General features: G+C 42.4%; 17 protein-coding genes and 2 pseudogenes. 8 read left to right on the top strand and 11 right to left on the bottom strand.

From position 1 onward, the window contains the following. Positions 1 to 107: 107 nt before the first annotated feature. Positions 108 to 2,365, bottom strand: a pseudogene (locus QUD05_RS28840) (amylo-alpha-1,6-glucosidase). A 131-nt stretch (positions 2,366 to 2,496) separates the two neighbouring features. On the opposite strand from QUD05_RS28840, the gene QUD05_RS28835 reads away from it, so the two are divergent. Beyond that, positions 2,497 to 3,108, top strand: a complete 612-nt coding sequence (locus QUD05_RS28835) for a peroxiredoxin (RefSeq protein ID WP_289799057.1) — start codon at positions 2,497 to 2,499, stop codon at positions 3,106 to 3,108. Positions 3,109 to 3,265: 157 nt separating this feature from the next. Continuing rightward, positions 3,266 to 3,802: a peroxiredoxin family protein gene (locus QUD05_RS28830; RefSeq protein ID WP_289799056.1), complete on the top strand. Its 537-nt coding sequence runs from the start codon at positions 3,266 to 3,268 to the stop codon at positions 3,800 to 3,802. A 299-nt stretch (positions 3,803 to 4,101) separates the two neighbouring features. Here QUD05_RS28830 and QUD05_RS28825 read toward each other — a convergent pair whose 3' ends face one another. The 5 genes and pseudogenes from QUD05_RS28825 to QUD05_RS28805 form a co-directional block, all read right to left on the bottom strand. After that, on the bottom strand, positions 4,102 to 5,676 hold the full coding sequence (locus tag QUD05_RS28825; RefSeq protein WP_289799055.1) for a serine hydrolase: 1,575 nt from the start codon (positions 5,674 to 5,676) through the stop codon (positions 4,102 to 4,104). A gap of 174 nt (positions 5,677 to 5,850) precedes the next feature. After that, complete coding sequence (locus QUD05_RS28820; RefSeq protein ID WP_289799054.1) at positions 5,851 to 6,591, bottom strand: RNA methyltransferase; 741 nt, start codon at positions 6,589 to 6,591, stop codon at positions 5,851 to 5,853. 164 nt (positions 6,592 to 6,755) lie between these two features. Further along, positions 6,756 to 6,998 (bottom strand): hypothetical protein, encoded by a 243-nt coding sequence (locus QUD05_RS28815; RefSeq protein WP_289799053.1) that lies wholly within the window; start codon positions 6,996 to 6,998, stop codon positions 6,756 to 6,758. 141 nt (positions 6,999 to 7,139) lie between these two features. Then, positions 7,140 to 7,272: pseudogene (locus tag QUD05_RS28810) on the bottom strand (TrmH family RNA methyltransferase); the annotation flags it as partial. Next, on the bottom strand, positions 7,220 to 7,402 hold the full coding sequence (locus tag QUD05_RS28805; protein ID WP_289800154.1) for a hypothetical protein: 183 nt from the start codon (positions 7,400 to 7,402) through the stop codon (positions 7,220 to 7,222). The gene QUD05_RS28805 and the pseudogene QUD05_RS28810, both read right to left, overlap by 53 nt. Positions 7,403 to 7,441: 39 nt before the next feature. On the opposite strand from QUD05_RS28805, the gene QUD05_RS28800 reads away from it, so the two are divergent. The 6 genes from QUD05_RS28800 to QUD05_RS28775 all read left to right on the top strand — a co-directional run bounded on the left by QUD05_RS28800 (position 7,442) and on the right by QUD05_RS28775 (position 13,689). Next, positions 7,442 to 7,630 carry a hypothetical protein gene (locus tag QUD05_RS28800; RefSeq protein WP_289799052.1) on the top strand — a complete coding sequence of 63 codons (189 nt, stop codon included), beginning with the start codon at positions 7,442 to 7,444 and terminating at the stop codon, positions 7,628 to 7,630. After that, positions 7,617 to 8,435 carry an ABC transporter ATP-binding protein gene (locus tag QUD05_RS28795; RefSeq protein WP_289799051.1) on the top strand — a complete coding sequence of 273 codons (819 nt, stop codon included), beginning with the start codon at positions 7,617 to 7,619 and terminating at the stop codon, positions 8,433 to 8,435. The genes QUD05_RS28800 and QUD05_RS28795 overlap by 14 nt, the downstream gene beginning before the upstream one ends. After that, a complete protein-coding gene (locus QUD05_RS28790) occupies positions 8,432 to 9,250 on the top strand; it encodes an ABC transporter permease (RefSeq protein ID WP_289799050.1) in 819 nt (272 codons plus the stop codon). The genes QUD05_RS28795 and QUD05_RS28790 overlap by 4 nt, the downstream gene beginning before the upstream one ends. A 304-nt stretch (positions 9,251 to 9,554) precedes the next feature. Then, a complete protein-coding gene (locus QUD05_RS28785; protein WP_289799049.1) occupies positions 9,555 to 10,355 on the top strand; it encodes an ABC transporter permease in 801 nt (266 codons plus the stop codon). Between the two features lie 126 nt (positions 10,356 to 10,481). Further along, entirely contained in the window at positions 10,482 to 13,043 is a 2,562-nt protein-coding gene (locus tag QUD05_RS28780) for a penicillin acylase family protein (RefSeq protein ID WP_289799048.1), read from the top strand. 202 nt (positions 13,044 to 13,245) lie between these two features. Next, positions 13,246 to 13,689, top strand: a complete 444-nt coding sequence (locus QUD05_RS28775; RefSeq protein WP_289799047.1) for a hypothetical protein — start codon at positions 13,246 to 13,248, stop codon at positions 13,687 to 13,689. A 42-nt stretch (positions 13,690 to 13,731) separates the two neighbouring features. Here the strand turns inward: QUD05_RS28775 and QUD05_RS28770 are convergent, their stop codons facing one another. The 5 genes from QUD05_RS28770 to secA form a co-directional block, all read right to left on the bottom strand. Further along, the gene (locus QUD05_RS28770; RefSeq protein ID WP_289799046.1) at positions 13,732 to 14,415 is read right to left on the bottom strand and encodes a class I SAM-dependent methyltransferase; all 684 of its coding nucleotides are present in this window, start codon (positions 14,413 to 14,415) and stop codon (positions 13,732 to 13,734) included. 29 nt (positions 14,416 to 14,444) lie between these two features. Beyond that, a complete protein-coding gene (locus QUD05_RS28765) occupies positions 14,445 to 14,744 on the bottom strand; it encodes a low molecular weight protein tyrosine phosphatase family protein (RefSeq protein WP_289799045.1) in 300 nt (99 codons plus the stop codon). Positions 14,745 to 14,747: 3 nt separating this feature from the next. Further along, on the bottom strand, positions 14,748 to 15,611 hold the full coding sequence (locus QUD05_RS28760) for a putative endonuclease domain-containing protein (RefSeq protein WP_289799044.1): 864 nt from the start codon (positions 15,609 to 15,611) through the stop codon (positions 14,748 to 14,750). Positions 15,612 to 15,706: 95 nt separating this feature from the next. Continuing rightward, positions 15,707 to 16,165 (bottom strand): aspartyl protease family protein, encoded by a 459-nt coding sequence (locus QUD05_RS28755; protein ID WP_289799043.1) that lies wholly within the window; start codon positions 16,163 to 16,165, stop codon positions 15,707 to 15,709. Between the two features lie 104 nt (positions 16,166 to 16,269). Then, positions 16,270 to 19,062 carry a preprotein translocase subunit SecA gene (gene secA / locus QUD05_RS28750; protein ID WP_289799042.1) on the bottom strand — a complete coding sequence of 931 codons (2,793 nt, stop codon included), beginning with the start codon at positions 19,060 to 19,062 and terminating at the stop codon, positions 16,270 to 16,272. Positions 19,063 to 19,316: the final 254 nt, after the last annotated feature.

Raw genomic sequence — 19,316 nt, 5'->3', positions numbered from 1 at the left:
TAAAAATCTTGTATAGTAGTAGTTTTGTAGGTTAAAACTAGCAAACATTAATTCTTGAACGTATATTAATCAAGAATAATTATCCAAGACCATCTGTATCCCTATAACTATTTAATGTTAATGTGGCGGATTACTTCGGCAACTGACCAAGCTTGAGCGATCGCTCCTCTGGGTGTGTGAGGTGAATCGCCATCAAAAATCTCAGAAATAGAACCAAGACAAGCGTCAAAGAAAAAGTGATCTAGCAAGGGTTGCCAATCAAAAGGTAGCGATTGTTGTGGATAAAAACGTTGCCAAGCCCGAATATACGGCCCAATTAGCCAAGTCCAAACAGTGCCTTGATGATAAGCGCGATCGCGTTGTTGTTGATTGCCCTCATATTTCCCTTTGTATTCAGGATCTCCTGGATCGAGACTGCGAAGACCATAAGGTGTGAGCAAGCTGGTAGTTGCCAAATCTAATATCTGACACCCTTGCTGTTCGGAAAACCCACAATGGTGTAGCGACAGCGCCAAAACAGCATTCGGACGAATTTGAAAATTCCGGCGATCGTCCGGCTCAATAGTATCGTACAGATAACCTAACTGAGGATTCCAGAATTTTTGCAGTGAGGTTTTCACGTGTTGTGCTTGGTTAGCATAACGCTGTGCTTGCTTAGTGAGACGCACTGGTGAGCCATATTCCATTTGGCTCAAACGCTCTGCCCACTGACTCAGCCAACATAAAGCAGAATACCACAGCGCATTGATTTCCACCGGCTTCCCGTAACGGGGTGTAACAGGGTGTGCGCCAATTACCACATCCATCCAGGTGAGAGCTACACCACGAGCATCCCAACTAACTAGCCCATCGGTAGCATCGACCTGGATATTGAAATGTGTACCACCGACAAATGCTTTATAGATTTGCTGTACTACAGGGAATTGCTCTGCCAAAAAATCCCAGTCTTGGCTAGCTTCTAAATAAAGTCCTAAAGTTTCAATCCACCACAATGCCGCATCAATACTGTTATAAATTGGTTCGCCATTGAGATCGGGAAATGCATTCGCAATTAAACCGTGGCGACAATAATGCCCAAAAGTTCGCAATACTCCTTTTGCTAGGTCAAAGCGCTGTGGAACTAGTGCCAACCCTGGTAAAGCGATTAATGTATCGCGTCCCCAATCATTAAACCAATGATAACCAGCAATGACCGTAGGGCCTGCAACTGAGGCACGATAGACGATAAACTGATCGCTGGCTTTGAGTAGTTGTTGCCAGATTAGGGAGTGGGCATTGGGCATTGGGCATTGGGCATGGAGAAGAGACAAAGGAGACAAGAAAGAAGGGGGAGACTTGGGAGAGATTTTCAATAATTCCTCCTTGTCTCCCTTGCTCCCCTGCCCCCTGCCCCTCTGCCTGAGTCTCTCCATCCAAAAATCTGTGAGAGCCTTTCTTGCTCTGCCTCCACAGCTTCTGCAAAGGTTTTGACGGTGAGAACACCTGGAACTGAGTCAGGAAAACCGACTCGTGCTTCTAAAGTCACCGTATCTCCTGGTTGAAGTGTGACTATCAAGTAACCAGGACTGTGGAGGTCTTCTTTGTCGCCTAATCCCCGTTTTGTCTCCTCAGACAATCTATAATCCCAATACCAAACTGCATCTGGTTGATAATTTCCTTGTGTCCAGCGCAAGTGCCAAGGTATGCCGAAGCGACCAGAATTAATTGCTTGCAGACAGACTTGCTGTTCCCCTAGCAATTGTGAAAACTGTAATTCTTGACTAGCAGTCTGCTGGTGGTGAAAGTCACGTTCTGCTATCAACAGTCGCAACCGTAAAATCGCTGTTTCAGTTCCCTCGTAGCGATACTGGATTAAAATTCGATGGCAAAATTGGGCATTGGGCACAAGAGGCAGAGGGGCGGAGGGGCAGAGGGGCAGAGGGGAAAAACTTTCTGCAACCTCTCCCCTACTCCCCTGCCCCCCTGCTCCCCTGCTCCCCTGCTCCCCTACTCCCCTGCTCCCGCGCCCTTCGTCCCCAGTCCCCACCAAACCATAAGGCATCACCAATTGTCTGGTTAATTGCCAGTTCTCTTGACCCCAAGTCCATTTAGGAACTGGGTCAATATCAAAACGGCGTAGCTGTTCGTAGCCTGTTCGCTCAATCTGACCGTTACCCCAAACATTTGTCCCCAGTGCCACAACGCTCCCTAATATTTCTAAGCTAGCTTCTAGGTGCGAAAACAGCAGAGTCCTTCCAGAAGGTGGGTTGGTGGCGGCAAACAGCCAACCATGATAAGCGCGCGTGCGGACATCAGAAATTGTACCGCTGGCAAAACTTCCTAAGCCGTTGGTAAGCAACCATTCTCTTGTATCTAAATCAGGCATTTGCTACTCAAAATCGTTATGAGTATGATATAGTCGTAACAGATCGTAATTAAACTGTGAGAGCGTGGATGGGTAAATTTTACTTGACCCAAATTCCAACGCTACTAAACCGATAAAGGAGAATTAGGTTAATGTCCCTTACTTACGGAACCGAAGGAAGCCTCCGCGTTGGTCAACAAGCTCCCGATTTCGCAGCAACGGCTGTGGTAGATCAGGAATTTAAGACAATCAAACTTTCCGATTATCGCGGTAAGTATGTTGTTCTGTTTTTCTACCCACTAGACTTTACCTTTGTTTGTCCTACTGAAATCACAGCATTTAGCGATCGCTACGAAGAATTCAAGAAAATCAATACCGAAGTCCTTGGGGCTTCCGTTGACAGTGAATTCTCTCACCTCGCTTGGATTCAAACAGATCGTAAGTCTGGTGGCGTCGGCGACCTGAATTATCCTCTAGTCTCCGACATCAAGAAAGAGATCAGCGCCGCTTACAACGTTCTTGACCCAGCAGCAGGCATTGCCTTGCGTGGTCTGTTCATCATCGATAAAGATGGTATCATACAGCACGCCACCATTAACAATCTAGCTTTTGGTCGTAGCGTTGATGAAACCCTGCGGACATTACAAGCAATTCAGTATGTTCAGTCTCACCCCGACGAAGTTTGCCCAGCTGGTTGGCAACCTGGTGACAAGACCATGAATCCTGACCCAGTGAAGTCTAAAGTCTACTTCTCTGCTGTCTAAATTTAGTTAGCTAAAAAACTCTAATCCAGCCTTTTGGAGTTGAAAGCAAAATCAATGAAAACCACAGATAAACAGAGATACACATTAAACAATGTCAACCTCCGTAAATATCTGTGGTTTTTTATCAAATAATATTTAAATAATCAAGGTTAAAAATATGTTGACTTCAACTGACTTTAGTGGCTTATTAAATGAGCGATTCTTCCGCAATTTTTTACCAGTTCCAGCTAGCAATCAACTCAGATTGGGAGTGGGAACACCTGATTTTCAACTGCCAGATATTACCAACGGAACTTTAGTAAAGTTGTCTGATTATAAAGGCAAACAACCAGTGTTACTCGCCTTTACTCGCATTTTTACCGAAAAGCAATATTGCCCTTTTTGTTTTCCGCACATCAAAGCTTTGAATGAAAATTACGAACAATTTAAAAATCGTGGTATAGAAGTTTTAATGATTACTAGTACCGATGAAAGGCAGAGTCAAATAGTTGTCAAAGATTTAGGCTTACAAATGCCACTATTGAGCGATCCTAGTTGTCGAGTATTTCGTACATATCAAGCAGGACAAGCGCTGGGAGCGCCTTTGCCAGCACAGTTTGTATTAGACAAAGAAGGAAAACTGCGCTACTGGCATTTATTTTCTTTTTTGGATCACAATGCTAGTATTGAGACATTGTTAGAACAATTCAATTGACTATAAATATTCAAAATAAATTGCGTTTAATGTTGAAAACTAGCTATTAGGAATTGGAACTCTTAAGATTTGAATGGTAATTCAGACCCTAATCATATCATCTAATCTTAAGGTGATTTCCGACAAAGAAAATACTTTGGTTGGCGAGTTTCGACTTCGCTCAACTCTCGATCTATCAGTTGGTTGAGCGAAGCGATGCACTGAGCCTGTCGAAGTGTCGAAACCAACGCTATCGGTATATTTATTCTTGTAAATCACCTAATAGTTTCACTTGTTTGAAAAGTATTACGAATTACAAATTATCTTTGAGGATAATATTGAGGATTCGCAACTTGGGGCTGATAACCGTTTGTGGGTACTGTACTTGCCATGCCGTTAGGTACAGGAGTAACAACAGGAGGCTGATAAATGCTCATGGGCGCAGTGCCTGTTGTACCGTTAGGTAAAGCAGGATTCGCAACCTGGGGCTGATAACCATTTGCGGGTAGAGTGTTTGTAGTGGTGTTTGGTGTGACAGGATTTTGGCTAAACTCTTGGTAGGCAGCACGAGAAATTGAGCTAATCAATTTTTCGGCGCGAGGATCGTTTACTGGACGTTGTACCATGACAGAGGCTATGTAACGCTTACCAGTTGGAACAACAATTAAACCTGTATCTGCCAACATTGTGCCGATATCACCCGTTTTGTGGTATGCTCTTGCACCTGTTCCCAAACCTGATGGCAGCAGAGTGTCTCTTTGGGTGCGACGCAAGATATCAAGCATGAGATCGCGTGATGGCATACTGACTAAATTTCCTTGACTCACAATCGCCATCAAATTCGCTAGTTCTTTGGGGTTAGTAGTGTTTGTCCCTTGCAAATCTGGGAGTTGATTACGAATTGTTGTGGCTGTCAATCCCCAACTACGGAAACGCTGGTTTAAAGCGTCTATTCCTCCCAATCGGGCAATCAGCATATTTGTCGCCGTGTTGTCGCTGATTGTAATCATTTTAGTGACGACTTCCAAAGCAGCGTACTGAGTTCCCGCTGGTTTGTATTGCAGATTTCCCGAACCGCCAGCTACCATATCTTGTTGCATGGTCAGCATTTCATCTAGGCGAATCTTCCCCGCGTCTACATCCTGGAAAAAGGCAATCAAAATCGGCACTTTAATCGTGCTAGCCGCCGGAAAACTGGTAGAGCCATTGACATCTACATAATTACCAGTATCTAAATCTACTAAGAAAATTCCAGGTGTGAGATTTGGGTTAGTAGCCGCCAAATTTTGCACGGCATTTTTCAAAGAGGTAATTTCTTGAGACAGGTATAGACTCGAAGCTGCGGTTGGGGGAGTTTGGGTAGGTTGTGGCTGCGATCGCACCACATTATTAACATTATTATTAGATTGCGACGCCGAATTTGTGCTGATGCGATTGGCTGGGTCTAATACTGACAATACAGTGCCCACAATTGCACCCATCCCAATACCCACAATCAATAACCGCAAAACATACAATACGGTTTTGGCCATTGGCTTTAACTGGGTTTTTCGCGATGAGCGTCTGCCTGTTTTTGGCTTTTCCATCCGCACTGTTTTAACCATTACAGCACCCGGTCGGAAGGGAGGAATTTTTCCCTTTACACTAGGTATTGGTTTTACTGCCGTTGGCATAACTAACCCCGATTTTACTCTACGTGTAGCGCCAGAGATCGGGGGAGGACTAATTTGATTTTTTGGGCGTGTTAGTACCCCTTCTTGCCCATTTGTAGTTTGCTGCTGACTGTTAGCTTTAACTCTCTTTTTGACCACTTTTTGAACTTTTTGTGGCTGCTGGCGGCGATTTAAGGGTTGACGCCGCGAGAAAGCTGTTAGTTCGCCACTTGATTCTGACACCGTTACTCCTTGTGACCGACTTGACTGTTTTCTTGCCGACTCTTGACCCCAAACTTAATCTCTAAGCAATATTAATACTCAAATTCCACTTTGCCACTAAGTAGCATTTTTGTGTTTAGTTTAAGCCATATTAATTATTTTGGGGGGATGATTGCGTATATATTAAACGAATAATTACAAGTTTTCACTATCCTTCTGGTTTTTCAGGGCCCATTCTACCTGCTGCAAAATTCCTCGCAGCATGGCCACCTCCCCAGTTTTCAAGTGAGCGCGATTATACAATTGGCGAAATTTTCCCATACGACTAGCTGCCGTATGGGGATATACATAACCAATTTTCAGTAATACTGATTCTAATTGCTGGTAGTATCCTTCCACAACATCCAAGGGTGCGAGTTCAATTTGAGGTAAGGTTTGAATGTCAAGTTTTTGGGCACATTGTGACAATTCATAACAACAAATTGCTACAGCAGTAGCCAAATTCAGGGCGACATAATCTTGACTTGTGGGAATGCCAACAAACCGCTGTGCATAATTTAATTCTTCATTGCTTAATCCCCGGTCTTCTCTGCCAAAAATCAGGGCTGTGGGTTTTTCTGGTTCCTCCAGTAACCAGGGTAGTGCAGTGCGAGGATTTTCTAAAGGTGTTTCTAAACTACGAACGCGACCAGTGGTAGCGATCGCCCGTACACATCCATGCAATGCTTCTGGTAAGGTTGCCACTATTACCGCAGATTCTATAATTTCCTGAGCGTGAACAGCCATCATCAAAGCTTCCGTCGAAAGCGGATCGCATTGGGGGTTCACTAATACTAAATTATATAGACCGAAATTTTTCATTACCCTGGCGATCGCGCCGATATTTATCGGCCTAGCTGGTTCTACCAACACAATTCTTAATCCAGCCAAGCCCATTTTTTGCCTCCTGCGATCGCACCAGTACTTACAGACTAATTTTCAGCGTTGTGGTTCTACTGAAGAGTTTCCCTGAAATCATTTTACCTGTGTAAGTGAATGCCTGCGTCAGGTTTGAACAGTTCAGCGCAATCTTTGCCGTTGGACTAGTCGTTCGTCGCTATTTAGAAGTTACCTGCTTTAATCATCACAACTAAGTGTTCAATACGTTCATACTCATCTAGTTCTTTCAACTCCGTGGGTGTAAGTTCACCTGTGTTACTGCGTGTTAACAAGGTACGCAATCGTTCTTGCATTTCGGGAGTAGGTCTAAATTCAGCAATTTGTTCAGGAGTGGGGTTGCTAGCCAAAAAATCTAAGATATATCGGTAAACTTGTGCTGGTACAGCTGGTTGTTGGAGACTCAATGCAAGTAATTCCTCTGATACTTCTAGGGTGATTCTTGGTATGGGGACAGGACTTACGCAAAATAATGGAAGGAAAAACGAACCGCAAAGGCGCGAAGGACACAAAGGAATGAGAGTTTCAGAGAGTTATTGCGTAAGTATTAGGGGATTGCATTGGCAATTTACTTATTATTAAATGATATATCTCGAAATTTTTCATTACCCTAGCGATCGCTCCGACATTACTCACCCCAGCTACCTCTACCAAGACAATTCTTAATCCAGCCAAACTCATTTTTTACCTCCTGCCTGGTTGTTGAGCGACTTGCCCTGAGCGTAGCCGTTGGCGTGGTAACAGAGCGTAGTCGTTCGCGCAGCGTCTCGTAGAGAAGTGCAGCCTCTCGTAGAGAAGGGAGTCGAAACACTGCCCCCTGCCTTTCTTCGCAATAACAGACTCACAAAATATGTCTCACATTCTTGTCGAAAATCTCAGGAAGACTTTCTTTGTGTCTGAACGCTCCTCTGGGCTTTTCGGTTCAATACGAGGACTTGTGCAGCGAAAAACTAAAGAAGTTTATGCCCTCAAAGGAGTTTCGTTTTCCCTGGAATGGGGAGAACTTGTAGGATACATTGGCCCAAATGGAGCTAGGTAAATCGACCACGATTAAAATTTTGAGCGGTATTCTTGTACCTTCCAGTGGAAAATGCCTAATTGGCGGACGAACTCCTTGGAAAGATCGAATTAAGCACGTTAATCGCATCGGTGTAGTGTTTGGTCAAAGAACGCAACTCTGGTGGGATTTGCCAGTGATTGAGTCTTTCGATTTGCTGCGGGATATTTATCGCGTTCCCCAATCAGAGTATCGCCAGACACGCGAAGAAATGATTGATTTGCTTGGTCTTGAAAGCTTTCTCTCCACTCCAGTGAGGCAGTTAAGCCTTGGTCAAAGGATGCGATGTGACTTTGCAGCCGCAATGCTTCACAGACCGGAAATTCTTTTTCTTGATGAACCCACCATTGGGCTTGATGCAGTTTCCAAGCTTGCAGTCAGAAAATTTATCAAAGCGCTGAATAAAACTCATCAAGTAACCACCATCCTAACTACTCATGATATGGATGATATCGAGGCATTGTGCGATCGCATAATTATTATTGGTGGAGGTGAGATCCTTTGTGATGGAACTCTAGCAGCACTGCGTTCTCAAGTTTCCTCGCGTCGGTACTTAAGAATCGACCTAGCAAACGATGATTTCTTTTTTGAAGAAGAAGGAGTCAGTATTATCTCTAAAGAAGGTCGCACTGTAACTCTAGCCTTCGATCCCACAAAGCTTTCTGCTGCATCTTTGATTAGCCAAGTTACCTCACAACACGAAGTAGAGGATCTTTTTGTGGAAAATCCACCCATTGAAGAGATAATTGCTGAACTTTATGCAATTTCAGCCGGAATTATCCCATGAAAGCATATTGGTCACTATTTGTTGCTAGATTTACACTACTGTTGCAATACCGTGCTGCTGCTTTGGCTGGTGTTGGAACTCAGCTTTTCTGGGGGTTAGTGAAAGTAATGGTTTTACAGGCATTCTTTACTCATACAACCTCTACTCAACCTATCACTTTTCAACAAGCTGTAGGATATGTGTGGCTGGGACAGGCGTTTTTGATGGCGATTGTCCCTTGGGGAGGTGATAGAGATATTCAAGAACTCATCCGAACTGGTGCTGTCGGATACGATCTTCTTCGACCCACAGACCTTTATAATTTTTGGTTTACTCGCGCTTTGGCACTTCGCACAACGCCCTTGATACTTCGTAGTATTCCGCTTCTTGGTGTCACAATTTTTATTTTTCCCCTTTTGAGACTTGATGAATGGTCGCTTTCTTTTCCACCCTCCTGGGCTTCTTTTTTTGCCTTTTTTATCTCTTTTATTGGCGCAATTTTACTTTCGTCTGCATTAACTATGCTTCTGACTGTATCAATGATGTGGACAATTTCAGGCGAGGGAATTAATAGTATTCTACCTACTCTTGTTACTATCTTCTCTGGCATGATTGTTCCTTTACCACTTTTTCCTGAGTGGAGCAAACCTTTTTTGAATGCACTTCCTTTTTCAGGACTAATCGACAAACCTTTTCGTCTTTTTACTGGTAATCTTCAACCAAACGCCCTGTTTAATGTTTTGCTGCATCAAACTTTTTGGATAGTTGTCATTATTATTCTTGGGCGTGTTCTTGTGAAATATGGCATTAGAAAGCTGGTAATTCAAGGAGGATAAGTAAATAATTCGTAATTCGTAATACTTCTATACGAGAGGCTGCACTTCTCTACGAGACGCTGCGCGAACGACTACGCTCTGTTACCACGCCAACGACTACGCTCAGTACAAGTTCGTAATTCGTAATTTTTTAAGCAGGAAGATAGGTTATACCATTTCTTTGTGAGGCTGCGCCAAATTTTCTTTCTTCCTTTGTGTCCTTCTCTAACGAGACGCTAAAGCGAATGCGGTTCGTTCCTTATATAATTTTGCATACATAATTGATATTAGATAATTTATTTTAAATAAAAATTACAAAGCAACTATGAATGATTTTTCGCTTTACCTTCGATATATTTCTGTATCTTTCAAGTCGCAAATGCAGTACAAAGTTTCTTTCTGGCTGCAAGTCATAGGGCAGTTTTTAGGAACTGCTGTTGAATTTTTTGGAGTCTGGGCACTTTTTAGTCGTTTTAATAGTATTGGTACGTGGACTTTAAACGAAGTTGCTCTATTTTATGGAATAATTAATATTTCTTTTGCCTGTGCTGATGCCCTTGGAAAAGGCTTTGACTCATTTACAACAATAATTAAAAGTGGAGACTTCGACCGTTTGCTTGTTCGTCCACGCACCACAGCAATTCAACTTTTAGGTAAAGAGTTTACTTTGAAACGAATCGGAAGATTATTTCAAGGAATTGTTGTTATGTGGTGGTCACTTTCATCACTCCAGATTCCTTTAACTTTTAAAACTTTATGGCTTTTGGGTACTTCATTTTTTGGTGGAGTTGCACTCTTTGTTGGCATTGTCATTATGCAAGCAACCATCACCTTCTGGACTATTGAATCTCTCGAAATTATGAATATCCTCACTTATGGAGGAGTCGAAACGGCTCAGTACCCACTTTCGATTTATAACAAGTGGTTTCAGCGATTCTTTACTTTCTTGATACCACTTGCTTGCGTCAGCTATTTTCCTTTGCTTGCAGTACTTGAAAAAGAAGATGCTTTTTTAGTGCCTTTGTGGTTTTGTTATATCTCACCAATCGCAGGCATTCTCTTTCTAATAGTTGCGCTTCAGCTTTGGAAAATAGGAGAGCGATACTATTGTTCTACTGGCAGCTAGTACAACAAAATTTTAGCTGTGTACTCAGGTGTATTTTAAATGAGCAGATCGCACTTTTCTAAAGATGCTGATTTAATACCTTGTAGTATTGCCTGATTTCACCAAACAATGCCACGGGAAGCTCACATGAAAAACTCCAGGAAAGGTTGGTTACGTAAAAGACTCAAAATTACTCTGATTTTCCTGTCAGTGCTAGGGCTATTGTTAGTAGGATTTGTCACCTACACTGTACGCCAATCCTTTCCGCAAGAGAGTGGCACAATTCAAATACCTCAACTAAAAGCTGAAGTAACCGTTCAGCGGGATAAATGGGGTATTCCCCATATTTATGCTGCCAACTCTCACGATTTATTCATGGCGCAAGGTTATATCCACGCCCAAGACCGATTTTGGCAAATGGACTTTTGGCGACATATTGGTTCTGGGCGACTTTCAGAAATGTTTGGTTCATCTCAGGTTGACACTGATAAATATCTGCGGACAATGGGTTGGGCGAGGGTGGCGCAGCAAGAAATTCAGGAAATTAATGCAGAGATGAAAGCATACCTGCAAGCTTACGCCGATGGTGTCAATGCCTATTTGAGAGAGCATCAAGGCAGCGCCCTGAGTCTAGAATACACTGTGCTAAAGTTCCTCAATCCTGGGTATCAGCCAGAACCTTGGCAAATACTGCATTCTCTGACTTGGGGGAAGGTAATGGCTTACGATTTGGGCAGAAATTTCGAGCGAGAAATTGAACGCGCTATTTTGCTCAAAACCCTTAACCCCAATCAAGTAGAGGAACTTTTTCCACCATACCCTCAAGACTTGCCAGTTATTTTACCTAAGTTCCAGAAGAAAGAGAACACAGGGACACAGAGACAGGGGAACACGCAGAGTTATTTGCCCGCTTCTTCTTCACTTCTCGACTCTCCAGATGTATTACCTGCTTTGGAGTCAATTACTAAGCCGATGATGGCTTTGGAACAACTTATAGGGCCCACGGGAATAGGTATTGGCTCGAATAGCTGGGTAATATCTGGTCAGCGAACAGCTACAGGTAAGCCAATTTTGGCGAATGACCCGCACTTAGGTGTGCAAATTCCCTCTATCTGGTACGAGGTTGGTCTACACTGCACACCGAAGAATGCAGAATGTCCCTACAACGTTTCTGGTTTTTCCTTTGCGGGAATGATTGGAGTAATTATCGGTCATAGCGATCGCATTGCCTGGGGTGTCACCAATGTACAATCTGATGTGATGGATTTATACATTGAGAAAATTAACCCGAAAAATCCTAATCAGTATGAAGTCAATGGCAAATGGGTTGATATGCAACTCGTGCCAGAGACGATTCAAGTCGCTGGAAGTCAATCGATTGTGCAAACGGTACGCTACACCCGACATGGGCCAATTCTCTCTGATGTTTCGCCCAATCTAAAGCAATTCCAGCCAAGTCAGTCGCTAGAATTACCGCAAAATTACGCCGTAGCCCTGCGTTGGACAGCCCTAGAACCTTCAAAACTAGGGTATGCTGTTCCCCAAATCAATCGCGCTCAAAACTGGCAGGAATTCCGCACTGCTGCCAGCAATTATGATGTCCCCGCTCAAAACTTGGTCTACGCTGACATTGATGGCAATATTGGCTACCAAATGCCTGGTAAATTCCCCATCCGCGCTCAGGGAGATGGGCGTTATCCCGTTCCTGGTTGGACGGATGAATATGAGTGGCAAGGCTATATTGACTTTGAGAAATTGCCCAAAAGTTTCAATCCATCTCAAGGTTATATTGCTACTGCCAATAATTTAGTTATGCGTGAATATCCTTATCTAATTACCGCAGACTGGGTTTATGGCTATCGGGCACAGCGCATTGTTGAGATGATTTCACAACAAACGCAACCGATTTCCCTCAAAGGTGTGCAGCGAATACAAGGAGACGATCGCAATCTGAATGCACAAACATTAGTACCACTACTGCAATCTATCACTGTTGATACTCCTCGCTTGCAAGCAGCCCAAAAATTATTACAAGATTGGAATTTGCAGTTAGGAATGACATCGCCTGTTGCTGCTTTGTTTGAAGTCTTCTGGAAACACTTACTGGCAGATACGTTTCACGATCAGTTGCCTGAAAAGTACTTTCCGCATGGAGGCGATCGCTGGTATGCTGTGATCGCAAATCTGGTCAAACAGCCCAATAGTTCTTGGTGGGATAATCGCAACACCCCAGAAGTTGAGAGCCGCGACCAAATCCTGCGACAATCCTTTATAGAAGCCGTGAATGAATTAGAACGAATTCAAAGCAAAGACCCGAACAACTGGAATTGGGGCAAGCTGCATACCATTACTTTTCGGAATGCCACTTTAGGTAAATCTGGGGTTGCACCGATTGAAGCTTTATTTAATCGTGGTGCATTTGCTACATCTGGTAACGGCGAAACAGTGAATGCTAACCGTTGGAGAGCAAATAAATCCTTTGAAGTGACTGATATTCCTTCACTGCGGATGATTGTAGATTTGGGAAATTTGGATAATTCAGTAGCAATTCACACCCCTGGGCAATCAGGTCATGCTTTCCATCGCCACTACAACGATATGGTTGAACCTTGGCGCAAGATTGAATACCACCAGATATTATGGGAATCAAAGAATGTTACAGAAAATACGACTGCAACACTGAGATTAATTCCAAAATTGCTAGAGTAAAGGACAACACGACTATCTAATTTAAAATTGGGTTATTTGCGTGTAATTACATACACATTATCGAAAAAATGAAGTATAAAGTAACAGGGCAGAAAGAAAGTTAAAAACAGAAATAAAGATTCTTTTTAGAAAAAGTATTTTCTCTAACCATCCATTCCTACTGTCCAACTTTCACTAAATATAGTTGGAGATCATAGAACCTATGCAACGCGTATTTAAGCAAAGTTTTATACTTTCAGTCACTACTGCGATCGCATTATTATTTGCAGGTTGTGGCGAAAGTAAAGTTGCTCAATGTAACAAAGTTATCAAAGTTGCCAATCAGGCATCTACTCTAGGTCAGGAATTCGGCAAAAATCCCAATCCAGCAAAAGGTTCTAAAGCTTTAACTGAACTTGCTGGTAAGATAGATCCACTTGCCACAGAGATGAAAGCACTAGAAGTTAAAGATGAAAAATTGCAAGGTTTTCAAGGACGCTTTCTCACACTTTATCAGAACATCAGCAAGGAATTGAATAATGCAGCAGCAGCCATAGATAAAAAGAATCTACCAGCAGCAAAGGGCTTTTTGGTATCTCTGCAAAAAAGTAGTACTGAAGAAAGTTCAATAGTCAAGGAAATTAATAGCTACTGTTCTGGCAAATAATCAATTCTCCTCTGCTTGGAATCTCGATCGCAAAAATAGCGGTTAAATAGTTGGTCGATAACCACCAAAAACAGCAAAGCTAAAATTTTTGTACCAGCAATCCACATTTTGGAACCCAGCCGCTTCTAACCAGCGAAGTTGAATATCAAGGGTTGCCATGCGATCGTATTCCATGCGTTTCTGTGCAGCGTTGAGATCCTCTTCTGAGATATTCTTCGCGCGGACAGAATCTAACCAGTGTTGACGGTAAAGTTGTTCTAAATCAGGCGTTTTGCCGAGAACTTGATCGGCGTTGACAAATATCCCTCCAGGATTGAGGACATTATAAATCCGTTGATAAAGAAGTTCTTTGTCAACATCTGACAAATGATGAATCGATAAGGCAGAGATTATCAGATTATATGAATCACCTAAATCAGTATCAATATAGTCACCAATTAAGATTTTGGGAGATTTACCCATTTTGCTAAATCTCAACTTAGCTTTTTCTAACATCTCAGGGGCTAAGTCTAGCAAGGTGAACTCTGCATTCGGGAAAACGGACTGAACCATACCTGAGTAAAGTCCAGTACCAGCACCCAAATCTAGAACCTTCAGCGGTGCAGTGCAATCTCCTGGGATAATTTCAACAGCTGTTTTGTAAAAGTCATCAAAACAGGGAATTAAAACACGACGTAAGTTATCGTAATCTCCTGCGGCAGAATTAAAAGCTTCTTGAATATTCATTTTTTAATCTTTAATAGAGGTAGAACTTTCTATTTTAACAACTCAATTAAAGCGGGTTCCATATACTCATATTCATCTGGTATATCTAAACATATAATTTTTTTATCTTTCAGAAAAGGCTGAAAATTTTTGGATAGTTTATTTTTATGGGATTTTTCCATTACAAAGATAATATCAGCCCATTGAATAGCCTCCGTTGATAATGGTACTTCAGCATGGCGATCTAAGCCTGCGGAGTCTGTTTCAAATCCTTCATATTCAGAAAACACAGCTTCGGCGGTAGGACTACGTAATTTATTTTGGCTACAGAGAAATAAAAGCTTTTTCATTAATTAATATGTAATATTTACTATTTCTCTTATTAGTTTCATGAATTCTGTCCTACCCTGATTATCTGAGGCCTTTCTAATCCTATAAAGTGTTTGTCCAGCCAATGCCAAAATCTTATCCTTATAACTATCTCTTAATTTTTGTTCAGGCGAATCATGATAAGAGCTATCTAACTCAAAAAATTTAATTGGTTTATAGCTTTCATGTTGATCAAATACAACACAATCTACAATTCCTCTAAAAAAGAAGCTCCTCTCTTCTGGGGACAAATTACTCTTAATTTTGTCAAAGTTAATTAAACAACTTAATGCAACATTAGGATAAACTACAAACATTTGAAAGTTTTCCCTAACAGCCATGAAAAATTCTATCTCTTGATGAGATTTAAAGAGGCTGGTAGTATATTTTACATTAGCTATATTTTTATTTTCTGTTACCTTTATTTGATCACTTTGAGAATGTTCTACAACTTTGGGTAATGATTCCTGGTGCAGCTTAATTACTTCAGCACATATTTCCTGTTTAGGATAAAATTTAGCATAATTATATGCTTCAAGGAGTAAGCCTTTATTTCTATATATCTTGACCAACTCAACAACGACTGTAATAGCTCTATCTTCTGTTAAAGTATAAATCTTACCTTTATGAAGTAGAAATAGATTTTCTAATACAGTTTCAATATCATCCTTTGCAATTCCTTTATCTAATTCTCCAAAAAACTCATTTTCAAAAGTATTTACTACTCTCCTAACTAATTCATCTGAAGAAGCAAATTTAGAATACTTATAAACAAGCTCCAATAACTCAGCCCATTGTTTACGGAATGTCAGTTGATAAATTTGCTCATAATCAATGTTTTCTGCCATATAATCTACTCTTAACAGAGGCATAACTTAATTATCGGTTATAACAGATACCTGAAAAACTGAGTACCTGCTTTCAGCATAAAACATACGATCGCTTACAATACACTCAGATAAGTTTGCTCATAATTCATCGGCAAAATCCGCAACTTCCGATTTTTAAGGTCTGGTTCTAACCCTAAAACTTCCATTGGTGTTACACCTAAAAGGGCATAAGATACTTCTGTGAGTTCTAAACAATCAAAGGTTCCTTGACGCTCTGCAATACTAAGTTCAACATCTCGGAAAATTCGCCCCTGCTTAACTCCAGCAGCAGTTTCTACCTGGGCTTCTCCACCTTGGACTAAACCTAGTTGACTAATAATACTAGTAGGTAAACACAGCAAAGTTGCGCCCGTATCAACTAAAACATCATCCAGAGTATAAGAGCGAACTTCCGCCGAAGAAATAAAGCCTCGTTGAGCCAAAACTCGATCAATTCGATTCGTGACAGTGAGGGTAACTATTACTTGCCCCATTTGCTTACCCTGAAGATTTGGTAGTATCAACTTACCCATTTCAGCAAACTCCTGAAAACAAAATCTTTTTGAGAGATGCCTTAAAACACAAAGACGCAAAAGCACTCTCTGCGTCTCTGCGTCTCTGCGTGATATATACGCTACTACACCATCTCAGACGAAGGCTGCACCATCTGCTGAGGCTGAGGCTGGAACATAAACAACGAGTAAACAACGTCTCGGCGAATGTTAACCATCATATCCAAGAAGAGTTCGTAACCCTCGCTCTTATATTCAATCAGCGGGTCTTTTTGCCCATAACCACGCAATCCTACTGATTCGCGTAAGGCATCCATTTGTTGCAGGTGTTCCCGCCACAGGGTATCAATGCGTTGCAAGATAAAGAAGCGTTCAGCTTGGCGCATCAGTCCGGGTTGAACTTGGTCAATTTGCGCTTCTTTGAGGTCGTAAGCAATTCGTACCTGTTCGTGGAGGAAGGCTTTAATTTCGCTGACTGTGATATCTTCTAATTGACTTGCTTGCAAATCTGCTAGCAGATAGACGAATTCTTTGACTTTCTCAACCAACTTTTCTAACTCCCACTCTTCCGAGGGTAAGTCTATGTTGATGTAGTAGTCAACGATGTCATCCATCGTTTTTTCAGCGTATTTAATTACCTGTTCTTTCAAATCTTGACCTTCTAACACCCGACGGCGTTCGGCGTAAATAGCACGACGTTGATTATTCATCACCTCGTCATACTCAAATACCTGCTTCCGAATGTCGTAGTAATAGGTTTCAACTTTTTTCTGTGCGCCTTCCAAACTGCGGGTAAGCATCCCAGATTCGATGGGCATATCTTCTTCCACTTGGAAGGCATTCATTAACCCAGCAACGCGATCGCCACCAAAAATCCGCAGTAGGTTATCCTCTAAACTGAGGAAGAATCTTGTGGTTCCAGGGTCGCCTTGTCTTCCTGCACGTCCGCGCAACTGGTTATCAATCCGCCGTGATTCGTGGCGTTCTGTACCAATTACGTGCAAACCGCCAATTCCCACTACTTCATCATGTTCGCGGGTAGTAAATTGTTCGTATTCCTGCTTGACGCGGTTGTAAGCTTCCCGCAATTTCTGAATTACAGGGTCATCGATGGGAGCTTTTTCTGCGGCTACAGCTACCTTGTCTTCTGCTTCAAGTTCCGGTAAACTACGTTCACCATACTCACGCACGGCAATTTCTACTGCATCTTTGAGTAGTTTCTCGGTTTCTTTTGTCAACTGAGTTGGGAAAATTTCTGGCGAAGCCCGCCAAGTTTTGACTTTCTTACCAGGGACAAAGCCTTGACCACCACCATGTCCTGTAGGCAATCCGGCTGCTCTTTGCACGCCAAAGCTATCTTCATCTTCTGGCATGACGATCCGCGGCATAAAGTATTCCCGCAGCTTTAGACGCGCCATATATTCGGAGTTACCACCCAGAATGATGTCTGTACCTCTACCAGCCATGTTAGTAGCAATAGTAACAGCACCTTTTCGTCCAGCTTGGGCGACAATTTCCGCTTCACGCTCGACGTTTTCCGGGCGGGCGTTAAGTAATTCGTGAGGAATCGCCAATTCCTTCAGCAGCCTACTCAGAAGTTCAGATTTTTCTACACTAGTGGTTCCTACTAATACAGGTCTACCGAGTTCGTGCATTTCGGCACATTCTCTCGCGATCGCCCCCCACTTGCCTGATTCTGTCTTAAAGACCATATCAGATAAATCTTCCCGTCTGCGATCGCGATTGGTGGGAATTACCGCAACTTCGAGTTTGTAAATTTTTTCAAATTCTGGTTCTTCGGTTTTTGCTGTTCCTGTCATTCCACCGAGTTTTGGATACAGCAAGAACATATTTTGGTAAGTGATGGTCGCGAGAGTTTGAGTTTCTGGCTGAATCTCTACGTGTTCTTTCGCTTCAATCGCTTGGTGTAATCCATCACTCCAACGCCGTCCGGCTAGCACCCGACCAGTAAATTCATCCACAATTACCACTTCACCATTGCGGACGATGTAATTTACATCCTTGAGAAAAAGTTCCTTGGCTTTAATTGCATTGAAAATGAAGTGCGCCCAAGGATCTTCTGGGTCAAATAAATCTGTGACTCCCAAAAGATTTTCCGATTCCGCAAACCCTTCATCTGTCAATAGCACGTTACGAGCTTTTTCATCTACATCGTAATGTTCGTCTTTTTTGAGTGTGAATGCTATTTCAGCAGCTTGCAGATATTTTTCTGTAGGTCTTTCCACCTGCCCAGAAATAATCAGTGGTGTCCGCGCCTCATCAACTAAAATCGAGTCAACCTCGTCAATTACGCAATAATTAAACGGACGTTGCACCACATCTGCCATTGATGTCGCCATGTTATCCCGCAGATAGTCGAAGCCGACCTCGCTGTTGGTAACATAGGTGATATCGCAATCGTAGTTTTTCTGACGTTCACTAGGAGTCATGCTTGACTGAATTAGCCCCACACTCAGCCCCAAGAACCGATGTACCTGTCCCATCCATTCAGCATCCCGACGAGCCAGGTAATCGTTCACGGTAATGACGTGTACACCTTTACCAGTAAGGGCATTTAAATAACTCGGCAAGGTGGCAACTAGTGTTTTACCCTCACCAGTTTTCATCTCGGCAATTTGCCCTACGTGCAAAATGATACCGCCAAGGAGTTGGACATCAAAGTGCCGCAAGCCTAAGACTCGCCGTCCTGCTTCCCGGACAACGGCGTAAGCTTCTGGCAATATGTCATCTAAGGTTTCGCCTTTGGCAAGCCGTTGTTTAAATTCGACGGTTTTACCTTTTAACTCATCATCGGAAAGAACCTTAATTTCTTCCTCTAAAAGGTTAATTTCAGTAACAGAAGGTTGGTATTTTTTAAGCTTACGAGCGTTGGGGTCGCCCAACAGAAGTTTTAGCATGGCAGATTATAGAACTGAATCAAGGGGATGGGATTAAAGGGTCGGCATTGATTATAAACATTTAACCCAGCCCAACCGTCTTGGTCGTGGATGGGTGTTAAATGAGAATTAACTCAAAAACAGGAGAAAAATTAGCCAATCATTTAGTAAACTGATTGCTTTTAACTCTTATCTTATATTTAGTCTTTCTTCATAGTATCATTTTGCCCACAGATGGGGTCAGAGAGGGAGTGGGGGAATAGAATTAGGAGTTA

The sequence above is a fragment of the Nostoc sp. GT001 genome, assembly GCF_030382115.1.
GTDB lineage: Bacteria > Cyanobacteriota > Cyanobacteriia > Cyanobacteriales > Nostocaceae > Nostoc.
The sequence above is the reverse complement of the archived record's forward strand: the minus strand, read 5'-3'. Positions and strand labels throughout refer to the sequence as shown.

Excerpts from the sequence above, each read along its gene's own strand:
- QUD05_RS28790 (WP_289799050.1), top strand. The coding sequence starts at position 8,432 with ATGAAAGCATATTGGTCACTATTTGTTGCTAGATTTACACTACTGTTG.
- QUD05_RS28770 (WP_289799046.1), bottom strand. The coding sequence starts at position 14,415 with ATGAATATTCAAGAAGCTTTTAATTCTGCCGCAGGAGATTACGATAAC.
- QUD05_RS28795 (WP_289799051.1), top strand. The coding sequence starts at position 7,617 with ATGGAGCTAGGTAAATCGACCACGATTAAAATTTTGAGCGGTATTCTT.
- QUD05_RS28830 (WP_289799056.1), top strand. The coding sequence starts at position 3,266 with ATGTTGACTTCAACTGACTTTAGTGGCTTATTAAATGAGCGATTCTTC.
- QUD05_RS28800 (WP_289799052.1), top strand. The coding sequence starts at position 7,442 with ATGTCTCACATTCTTGTCGAAAATCTCAGGAAGACTTTCTTTGTGTCT.
- secA (WP_289799042.1), bottom strand. The coding sequence starts at position 19,062 with ATGCTAAAACTTCTGTTGGGCGACCCCAACGCTCGTAAGCTTAAAAAA.
- QUD05_RS28785 (WP_289799049.1), top strand. The coding sequence starts at position 9,555 with ATGAATGATTTTTCGCTTTACCTTCGATATATTTCTGTATCTTTCAAG.
- QUD05_RS28755 (WP_289799043.1), bottom strand. The coding sequence starts at position 16,165 with ATGGGTAAGTTGATACTACCAAATCTTCAGGGTAAGCAAATGGGGCAA.
- QUD05_RS28820 (WP_289799054.1), bottom strand. The coding sequence starts at position 6,591 with ATGGGCTTGGCTGGATTAAGAATTGTGTTGGTAGAACCAGCTAGGCCG.
- QUD05_RS28760 (WP_289799044.1), bottom strand. The coding sequence starts at position 15,611 with ATGGCAGAAAACATTGATTATGAGCAAATTTATCAACTGACATTCCGT.
- QUD05_RS28780 (WP_289799048.1), top strand. The coding sequence starts at position 10,482 with ATGAAAAACTCCAGGAAAGGTTGGTTACGTAAAAGACTCAAAATTACT.
- QUD05_RS28765 (WP_289799045.1), bottom strand. The coding sequence starts at position 14,744 with ATGAAAAAGCTTTTATTTCTCTGTAGCCAAAATAAATTACGTAGTCCT.
- QUD05_RS28775 (WP_289799047.1), top strand. The coding sequence starts at position 13,246 with ATGCAACGCGTATTTAAGCAAAGTTTTATACTTTCAGTCACTACTGCG.
- QUD05_RS28835 (WP_289799057.1), top strand. The coding sequence starts at position 2,497 with ATGTCCCTTACTTACGGAACCGAAGGAAGCCTCCGCGTTGGTCAACAA.